Below are 9,155 nucleotides of genomic sequence, written 5' to 3'. Positions count from 1 at the left end.
AGGTAAGCCTCCTTTTTTAAATATTGTGAATATATTTTAGCATTTTTAAAAGAAGTTTTCCACAGGTGAAAATAATAAACTTTTTTATTAACAACAGGTGAATATAGATATCCACAAGTGCAAATGGAGAGACCAAAATTGTACATTATTTACACGTTATCCACAGAAAATAACAAAGGGAACACTTTGGAAAATAAAGAACTATACTAGTTATGAACAACGAAGGTTGTGTTTGTGGATAAAGTTATTAACAGGGTGTTGAATTACAATTTTTCTATGAAAAACTCTGTGATTGTTAGAAAGAAATTTTTTGAAGAATCACAATAAATTAACGTGTAACTATAGATTTTGTGGATAATTAGATGTTTCATTATTTAAATGCTACTTTTTTTTTAGTAGAAAGTATGATAACATTAATAAGTAAGTCTGAGCTTGACATTTTAACTACTTTTTAGTAAAGTAATCAGTATCATTGTTAAGTAAGGGTATTGAGGAGGTGTATATCAATGAAGAGAACTTACCAACCAAAGAAACGCCATCGTCAACGTGTACATGGTTTTCGTAAACGTATGAGTACAAGTAACGGTCGTAATGTGTTAGCACGTAGACGCCGTAAAGGTAGAAAAGTATTGTCTGCATAGGCCACTGGACCGTCAGTGGTCTTTTTTCTTATGTAGACTTTTCATGGAGATTTAATTATGAGAAAGTCATATCGCGTCAAAAAAGAAGCGGAATTTCAAACAGTCTTTACTCAAGGACAGTCTTGTGCTAACCGCCAATTTGTGGTTTACATGCTAGAAAAGCCTGATCAAAAGCATTTTCGAGTAGGAATTTCAGTTGGTAAAAAAATTGGAAATGCGGTAGCTCGCAATTGGGTAAAGCGTCGTATTCGCCAAAGTTTAACTGAATTGAAGCCTCAGTTGAAGCAGGATTGCGATTTTCTTGTGATTGCACGACCAACTGTTGCTTATATGTCAATGGCTGAAGTAAAGGAACATCTAAAGCATGTTTTGAAATTAGCCAAAGTATTAGGAGAATGACGTAAGAGAGGTACATATACAGTGAAAAAGTTAAAACGCAGTTTAGTTCTGCTGAGTTCACTAGTTCTGATGGTAGTTGTATTGTCAGGGTGTACTCCAACCACTAAGGTAGATGCTAGTAGCACGGGATTTTGGGATCATTATATTGTGTGGAATTTCATTCGTGCTATTCAAGGATTAAGTCATATTTTTGGAAATAGCTATGGCTGGGGAATTGTAATTTTTACAATTATTGTTCGTATCATCATCTTGCCGCTAATGATTTATCAAATGAAGAGTATGCGTCAAACGATGGAATTGCAACCCAAATTAAAAGCATTGCAAGAAAAATATCCTGGAAAAGATATGGAATCAAGACAAATGTTGGCTAAGGAACAGCAAAAATTATATTCTGAAGCTGGAATTAATCCTTTTGCAAGTATGCTTCCTTTAATTGTACAGATGCCAATTTTGTTTGCTTTGTACCAAGCTATTTTTAGATCAGATGTTTTGAAGTCAGGTACATTCTTTTGGATGCAGTTGGGAGATAAAGACCCATATTATATCTTACCAATTTTAGCTGCAATTTTTACTTGGCTAACTTCTAAATTGAACTCAATGGCGCAACCTGAACAAAATACAATAACAACGGTAATGACATGGTCTATGCCGATTATGATTTTTGTATTTGCATTAAATGTTCCTGCTGCACTTTCTTTATATTGGGTAATTACTAATTTGTTTTCAGCAGGACAAACGTTACTTATCAATAATCCTTTCAAAATTAGAAAGGAACGTGAAGAAAAAGAACGTAAAGAGAAGGCTCGCCAACGTAAATTGGCTAAAGCTAAGCGTAAGGCCTATAAGAGTAAACGTAAATAGCATTATAAAAGTATCCATCGCGAGTACGATGGATACTTTTTTTGTGAATAAAAATATAATATCTCAAATATACTTATGTGGATAAGTTTATTTTTTAATTATTAACATGTTAAAAAAATTAAGTTTCAATAAAAGATTGCAAAGAACAAATGAAATCATGTATACTTGAAATGTTTAATTTTATGTAAAGATTGTTAGCATAAATGAAAACACTGAAAATTTAATACGTACTTATTCAAGGAGGAAAAATCGTGTATCTAGCGATAAATATTGTTGGTGTACTTGTCTTTTTAGCGATTGGGTGGCTTTTATCTAAGGATCGTAAGCAAATTAATTGGCGTGCCATCGCTGTAATGGTATTATTTAACTTATTTTTGGCATGGTTCTTAACAAGCTTTTCAATCGGACGTGCAATTGTTGATGGAGCTGCAGCTGGATTTAATGAATTAATGAAAGTTGCCTATGTAGGTATCGAATTTGCGGTTCCTAGTATGGTTAAAGTTAAGCAAATGGACTGGTTTGTTTCTGTACTTCTACCAATTTTGATGATCGTTCCTTTATTCGATATCTTGACATATATTGGTATTTTACCTTGGGTTATTAAGTGGATAGGAAGAGGACTTTCTTGGTTGACAGGTCAACCTAAATTTGAATCTTTCTTTGCTATTGAAATGATGTTTTTAGGTAACACAGAAGCTTTGGCTATTTCAAGTTTGCAATTAAAGCAAATGAAGGCTGAACGTAACTTAACTTTGGCTATGATGTCTATGAGTTGTGTTACTGCTTCAATTATTGGTGCATATACTCAAATGATGCCAGGTAGTTATATTTTAACTGCTGTTCCAGTTAACGTTATTAATGCTTTGATTGTGACATCTATGTTGAATCCAGTAACAGTAACTAAAGAAGAAGATACAGTTGCTACAATGAAGGGATCAGCAGCTGCTGAAACTGAAGTAGGCGATGTTGATGCTGAAGGTAATGCAGTAAAAGAACCATTCTTCTCATTCTTAGGTGATTCTATCTTAGGTGCTGGTCGTTTGGTATTAATCATTGCTGCTAACGTTATTGCTTTTGTTGCTTTAGCTGCATTAATTGATAAGCTTTTAGGATATATTAATCCATGGTTATCTTTAGAACACATTTTAGGAATTGTAATGTTCCCATTTGCATGGTTAACAGGTTTGAATGTTCAAGACTCTTTCCAATTTGCTCAATACATGGGTATGAAGTTGGTAACAAATGAATTTGTTGTAATGGGTAAGGTTACAGGCACAATTAGTACACACGCATTTAATCCTCATTATCGAGCAATGTTAACAGTATTTTTAACATCCTTTGCTAACTTCTCAACTATTGGTATGATTATTGGATGCTTTAAGGGTATTGTAAATAAAGAAAAGAATGATTTAATTTCTAAGAATGTTGGTTATATGTTAGTTTCCGGTATTCTAGTATCACTCCTTTCTGCTGCTATGGTTGGTCTGTTCGTTTGGTAGGATGTAACAATCTTTAGTATGAAAAAAGCATTATGAGATTTCTCATAATGCTTTTTTATTATGTGTTCGTAATCAACTTAAAATAAGGCTTTAGCAGCAATTATCATAAAAATTAATAAAACAGTAGAGCTAATTGCAGCAGCTGAAAATACACTTTTACCACGCTTGAAGATAACTTTAAAGTTTACAGACATGCCTAATGCAGCCATAGCCATACCTAAAAAGAGATAAGCGATTTGAACAAGGCTATCGAGATAAGGTGCGATGAATGGAACAAATGTACCAATAATGCTAGTTAAGATGAAACCACCTAAAAACCAAGGGATAGGTAATTTAGAATTAGTAGTTTTAGTATTAAGGGTATTTGCAGCCATTTTTTTACGATACCAAAGACCTACTAGAAGTGCTACAGGAGCAAGAAGTAGGACACGGGATAATTTCATAATAATTGCATTTTGAAGACTGATTGCACCACCAGCACCACCAGTAGCTACAGCATGAGCAATTTCATGAAGTGATCCACCCGCCATAATACCAAATTGGCTGGCATCTAATCCGATAAATGGTTTTAGAAAAATTTCAATCAAAGTAAATACAGTACCCATTACGCAGACAACTGCAACAGCTAAAACTTCATTTTCACGTTTTCTTTCTTCATTAGTAGTTTCTATTTGAGGGGAAACACCCATTACAGCAGCTGCACCACAAATTCCACAACCACACGCAGTTAGGATAGCCAATTCAGATTCAGCACCAAATTTTTTACAGAGGTAATAAGTGAGAGTAATCATACCACTTACGACAATAATTGAAAGAATAATGGTTTTTATTCCTGCATTAGCTAAAGTTATGAGATTAAGCTTGAATCCTAATAGGATAATCCCTAAACGGAGAAATTTATTAGAAATAAAACCTATTCCAGAGGAAGCTTTATTAATAGTTTGAGGAAATGATTGGAATGCAATTCCTAACAATAATGAAAGAACTAAAGCTCCAATTAAACTAAGGTAAGGAAGTTTTGCTAAAAAACTACCTAGGACAGAGCAAATAAAAGTAAGAAGAGCAGCGAGCCAAAATGCACGTTTTTTAAATATAGTCATATAAACACCTCTTTGTAAATATTTTCTATAATAAATGTACCAAAAACCTTTGATAAAATTAAATAATGAATTACTATGTTATCATAAGTATAAATTATGGAGAATAAAATGTTAGATAATAAAATTGAAACGTTTATGATGGTAGCCCATCTAAAGTCATATACCAAAGCGGCAGAAAGTTTGTTTATAAGTCAACCAGCAGTGTCTCAACAAATTAGACAATTGGAAGAAGAATTTGGAGTAAAGCTATTTAACTATGAAAAGAGGAAATTATTTTTAACAACTGAGGGAAAAGAATTATTGAAATTTGCAGAATCAGTGAAAGTACAAACAAAAAATATAAAAATAAAAATGAAATTATCTGATAAGCAAAGTAGCCCATTGAATTTTGCAACAACATTTTCACTTAGTAATAATGATGCATGGAAAATTGTTGATTACTATAGAAGTCAGAGAAGTAAGAAAATTGTGTGTCAAACTTTTAATACTCAACAATGTTTAGAAGCTCTTAATAATGGAAAAATAGATTTTGCATTGATTGAGGGTAATTTTAAGCAAGATGACTATGATAAAGTAATCATTAGAAATGAACCATTTATTGCAGTAGGAAAAAGGGAATTAGGTATAGAAGCAAATAAAGAATATGATTTACGGGAACTAATAAATTATCCATTAATTTATCGAGAACAAGGGTCAGGTTCGTTAGAAATAACAAGACAAATATTGGGTATGAGAAATTTAAGTCCAATAGATTTTAAACAAGAATACCAAATTGGGAGTTTAAGTTTATTTAGAAGAATGCTATTAGATGGAGTAGGGATAGGATTCTGTTATCAATGTTTATTAACAGATGAGTTGGATGATAGAATTATTCAGAAGATAAAGATAAAAAATATGGAAGTGGCTCATCCTATCTCATTAGTGTGGCTAAAAGGAAATGATCAATTAAAAGAAGAAATACAAGTAGTGAAGGAAATCTTAAAGTAATAATAAAAGCAATTATGGAAATAAATTAGCGACAAATTCAAGTTTTTCGGTAGCTTGAATTTGTCGCTAATTATCATATTAAAAAGAAAATTAGTTAAAGACGCCTGTTGTAGGATCCATTTTTTGAATAGAACCAGTAGTAGGATTATAATGATAAATTCCCTTTAGATTAGCAACCGCAGTACTACCAGGAGATTGAGTACGAATTTCAATTTCATACATACCATTATTTTCCCCAGTTATAAAAGCAATATCACCATTTCCAAGTTGAACACCTGAAGCGTTTAAAAATGAAGTTAAAACAGAATTGTTATCTGTAGTAACATCTTGTGATTGACTTGAAGCAGAAACAGAACTTGAAGGGATTACGTTTGAAGAATCACTTGCTACTTCGCTGCTAGAGCTAGAAGATTGTGAACTGCTGCTACTAGACTTATTTGAACTAGATTTTTTTTGACTAGAACTTTTTACTAATTTAGAAGTCTTGACAGAACTAGAACTATTGCTAGATTCAGAGTTTTGAGAAGTTGAATTGTTGCTACAAGCCCCTAATAAAAATAAAGATATAAAAAGTGGTATAAGAAATAATTTTTTTCTCATGGTAAAACCTCCTTATAATATAGTAAGTTAATTTCCTGATAACAATTGGTTAAAACTTTCATCAGACATATTAGGAATGACACGTTGACGATGAAGTTCGTATAAACCTTGACTGGCATTTGCTAATCCAGGTTTAGTAGTAAGTGCAAATTTATATCCAGCACGTTGAGCGATGAAAGGTGAGGCTGGAGTATATCTACCAACAGGATATATAAGTAAAATGGTATTTTGTTTTAGAGAACGATTGAGTAGCCCACGAGAGTTAGCCATTTCTACTAATTGTTGCTCAGTATTTAAAGTATTGAGTTCAGTATGTGAAACGGTGTGACTAGCAATACTGACCAATTTTTCTTTACGTAATTTCTTTAATTCGTTAGTTGAAAGCATATCAGGTGTATTAATCTTGTCGGTAATCATACCAATTGTTGCATGTAAAGAAAGCTTCTTTAGAATAGGATAAGCCGAAGAATAATTATTTTCATAACCATCATCAAAAGTAATAAAAACAATTTTATTTTCTTTACCAACTGGTACCTCTTGCCTTGTTAGAACACGATATGCTTCATTAGGAGTAAGGGTGTAATATCCTTCCTTATGTAATAATTCCATCTGATGTTCAAATTGTTCGGGAGGTAGGCATAAACTATTTCCCGGGATATTTGCGATGCTATGATACATCAAGATTGGGAAACTAACAGGAGCTGTTACTTTTTTCCAATGAGTATGTGCTTTGCGATGATGAGAAGAACTAGCAGATACTACTGGAATATTTAAAAATGAAAGCACGACAAAAAAAGCTGTAAATACTATTAAAAATAATTTTTTCATTAACCGATACCTATATTTCTATTTTTTACTTTAAGTTTAGTTTAATCAGAGGACATTTGCAACATAGATTAATATGTATAGTAATTTTTCCAACAAAAAAACTGCTGAATCTTAAAAGATAAAGCAGTTAGAAAGTATATTATTATCTGAAATCTTGAATACTTAATGCGGGCATAAGTTCGCCAGAATTATCTCCAGTCAAACGAAGAAGAGAATTGTTAGTATTCAAAGAAATTTTCATATTATCATCCATATACATTTTGGAGTAACCTTTATAGTAGAATTTTCCAATATTGGAATCAATTACTTCATTATAATCTTTTTTATAGTCCATATCTTTAGACACAACTAAAATTCTAAAGTCACTATTTAAAGAGCAAACTCCAACTTTTGATAGGGCACCAACACCATCATCAAAATCAAGCAATAAAACTGCGTTAGGATCATCTGTATAACGTTGTAATTTTTTTGCTGCATCATCAGTAACTGTTATTTTCATAAATGTAACCCCCTAGATAAAATGATTTACTATCTATATCTTTAATGATACTCAAAAGTTGGGATAAATCAATTATATTGCTTGCAATATAATTAGTTATATAATTTATAGAAGAAAGAAAACAATTTTTAAACGGAATTTTCATATATTATTCAAAAATAAACAGTAGTATAAGAGCATAACCTAATAGCAATATAGATTTTCTATATTAATCTTTCATTTACTCTTCTCCCCCGAAAGTAAACGAAATTAACATGCATCCCCCTGAATGATGTATGTAACTAACTCCTTTTACCTCCATATTGTAATGTGGAGGTTTTTTATTTGGATAAAGAGAGGAAAGTGAAGAACGATTTGTAAGAAATATTGAATTTTTTCTTCACAATTTCTTCATAAATGAAATATATGATATGAGTATCAACTAGTTAATAGTTAGTTGATATCTCCCCCTGAAATATTTTTGAGATTTAAAAGTATTGATTATTTCCCCTAATAATTGATACTAAACATATTAAACTCCTTTTTTCCTCATAGTTGATGACTATGAGGTTTTTTTATTAAATAATCGCAAAATTATTGCTTGACGGAGATTTAAAAAAAGTGTATAGTAATACGTGTCATGTATTGCTACATTAAATGATGTGGCAATATGAGAGATAAGAAAAAACAAAAAAGTTGTTGACAAACATATGATGACTTGATATAATATAAAAGTTGTCAGTTGTTGATAGCTGATGAGTAGATCTTTGAAAACTAAACAAAGTTTCGATGAAACAAATGTGCAGGGCTTCTATAAAGAAGCAAAAACATTTGCGAAGTCAATTCGCTAGTAAAAATAATGAGTCACAAACTTTAAAATGAGAGTTTGATCCTGGCTCAGGACGAACGCTGGCGGCGTGCCTAATACATGCAAGTCGAACGAAACTTTCTTACACCGAATGCTTACATTCACCGTAAGAAGTTGAGTGGCGGACGGGTGAGTAACACGTGGGTAACCTGCCTAAAAGAAGGGGATAACACTTGGAAACAGGTGCTAATACCGTATATCTCTAAGGATCGCATGATCCTTAGATGAAAGATGGTTCTGCTATCGCTTTTAGATGGACCCGCGGCGTATTAACTAGTTGGTGGGGTAACGGCCTACCAAGGTGATGATACGTAGCCGAACTGAGAGGTTGATCGGCCACATTGGGACTGAGACACGGCCCAAACTCCTACGGGAGGCAGCAGTAGGGAATCTTCCACAATGGACGCAAGTCTGATGGAGCAACGCCGCGTGAGTGAAGAAGGTCTTCGGATCGTAAAACTCTGTTGTTAGAGAAGAACACGAGTGAGAGTAACTATTCATTCGATGACGGTATCTAACCAGCAAGTCACGGCTAACTACGTGCCAGCAGCCGCGGTAATACGTAGGTGGCAAGCGTTGTCCGGATTTATTGGGCGTAAAGGGAACGCAGGCGGTCTTTTAAGTCTGATGTGAAAGCCTTCGGCTTAACCGGAGTAGTGCATTGGAAACTGGAAGACTTGAGTGCAGAAGAGGAGAGTGGAACTCCATGTGTAGCGGTGAAATGCGTAGATATATGGAAGAACACCAGTGGCGAAAGCGGCTCTCTGGTCTGTAACTGACGCTGAGGTTCGAAAGCGTGGGTAGCAAACAGGATTAGATACCCTGGTAGTCCACGCCGTAAACGATGAATGCTAGGTGTTGGAGGGTTTCCGCCCTTCAGTGCCGCAGCTAACG

At 33.5% G+C, this 9,155-nt stretch carries 9 protein-coding genes and 1 rRNA gene (1 of these 10 running past the window's edge); 6 read left to right on the top strand and 4 right to left on the bottom strand.

Going from position 1 to position 9,155, the window contains the following annotated elements; all coding sequences use genetic code 11:
• Positions 1-506: 506 nt before the first annotated feature.
• From rpmH to PTA89_RS08850, 4 genes are all read left to right on the top strand, one after another.
• Positions 507-641: a 50S ribosomal protein L34 gene (rpmH, locus tag PTA89_RS08865; RefSeq protein WP_003701411.1), complete on the top strand. Its 135-nt coding sequence runs from the start codon at positions 507-509 to the stop codon at positions 639-641.
• Positions 642-698: 57 nt separating this feature from the next.
• Entirely contained in the window at positions 699-1,040 is a 342-nt protein-coding gene (gene rnpA / locus PTA89_RS08860) for a ribonuclease P protein component (RefSeq protein ID WP_003701410.1), read from the top strand.
• Positions 1,041-1,061: 21 nt separating this feature from the next.
• The gene (locus tag PTA89_RS08855) at positions 1,062-1,901 is read left to right on the top strand and encodes a YidC/Oxa1 family membrane protein insertase (protein WP_003705633.1); all 840 of its coding nucleotides are present in this window, start codon (positions 1,062-1,064) and stop codon (positions 1,899-1,901) included.
• 251 nt (positions 1,902-2,152) lie between these two features.
• Complete coding sequence (locus PTA89_RS08850; RefSeq protein WP_003701408.1) at positions 2,153-3,400, top strand: NupC/NupG family nucleoside CNT transporter; 1,248 nt, start codon at positions 2,153-2,155, stop codon at positions 3,398-3,400.
• 77 nt (positions 3,401-3,477) lie between these two features.
• On the opposite strand, the gene PTA89_RS08845 is transcribed toward PTA89_RS08850, so the two are convergent.
• Positions 3,478-4,500 (bottom strand): YeiH family protein, encoded by a 1,023-nt coding sequence (locus tag PTA89_RS08845; RefSeq protein WP_003701403.1) that lies wholly within the window; start codon positions 4,498-4,500, stop codon positions 3,478-3,480.
• Between the two features lie 108 nt (positions 4,501-4,608).
• Here PTA89_RS08845 and PTA89_RS08840 point away from each other — a divergent pair, with 108 nt between their 5' ends.
• Positions 4,609-5,487: a LysR family transcriptional regulator gene (locus PTA89_RS08840; protein ID WP_160993979.1), complete on the top strand. Its 879-nt coding sequence runs from the start codon at positions 4,609-4,611 to the stop codon at positions 5,485-5,487.
• A 90-nt stretch (positions 5,488-5,577) separates the two neighbouring features.
• Here the strand turns inward: PTA89_RS08840 and PTA89_RS08835 are convergent, their stop codons facing one another.
• The 3 genes from PTA89_RS08835 to PTA89_RS08825 all read right to left on the bottom strand — a co-directional run bounded on the left by PTA89_RS08835 (position 5,578) and on the right by PTA89_RS08825 (position 7,414).
• Positions 5,578-6,087 (bottom strand): hypothetical protein, encoded by a 510-nt coding sequence (locus PTA89_RS08835; RefSeq protein WP_160993978.1) that lies wholly within the window; start codon positions 6,085-6,087, stop codon positions 5,578-5,580.
• 27 nt (positions 6,088-6,114) lie between these two features.
• A complete protein-coding gene (locus PTA89_RS08830) occupies positions 6,115-6,915 on the bottom strand; it encodes a polysaccharide deacetylase family protein (protein WP_003701400.1) in 801 nt (266 codons plus the stop codon).
• Between the two features lie 142 nt (positions 6,916-7,057).
• Positions 7,058-7,414, bottom strand: coding sequence for an iron-sulfur cluster biosynthesis family protein (locus PTA89_RS08825; protein ID WP_081533315.1), 357 nt, complete (start codon positions 7,412-7,414; stop codon positions 7,058-7,060).
• Positions 7,415-8,267: 853 nt separating this feature from the next.
• Here PTA89_RS08825 and PTA89_RS08820 point away from each other — a divergent pair.
• Positions 8,268-9,155 (top strand): 16S ribosomal RNA (locus tag PTA89_RS08820); it runs 674 nt beyond the window's last position.

Source organism: Ligilactobacillus salivarius (genome assembly GCF_035231985.1).
Taxonomy (GTDB): Bacteria; Bacillota; Bacilli; order Lactobacillales; family Lactobacillaceae; genus Ligilactobacillus; species Ligilactobacillus salivarius.
Note: the sequence above shows the minus strand (reverse complement) of the source record. Positions and strands in the feature narration are given on the sequence as shown.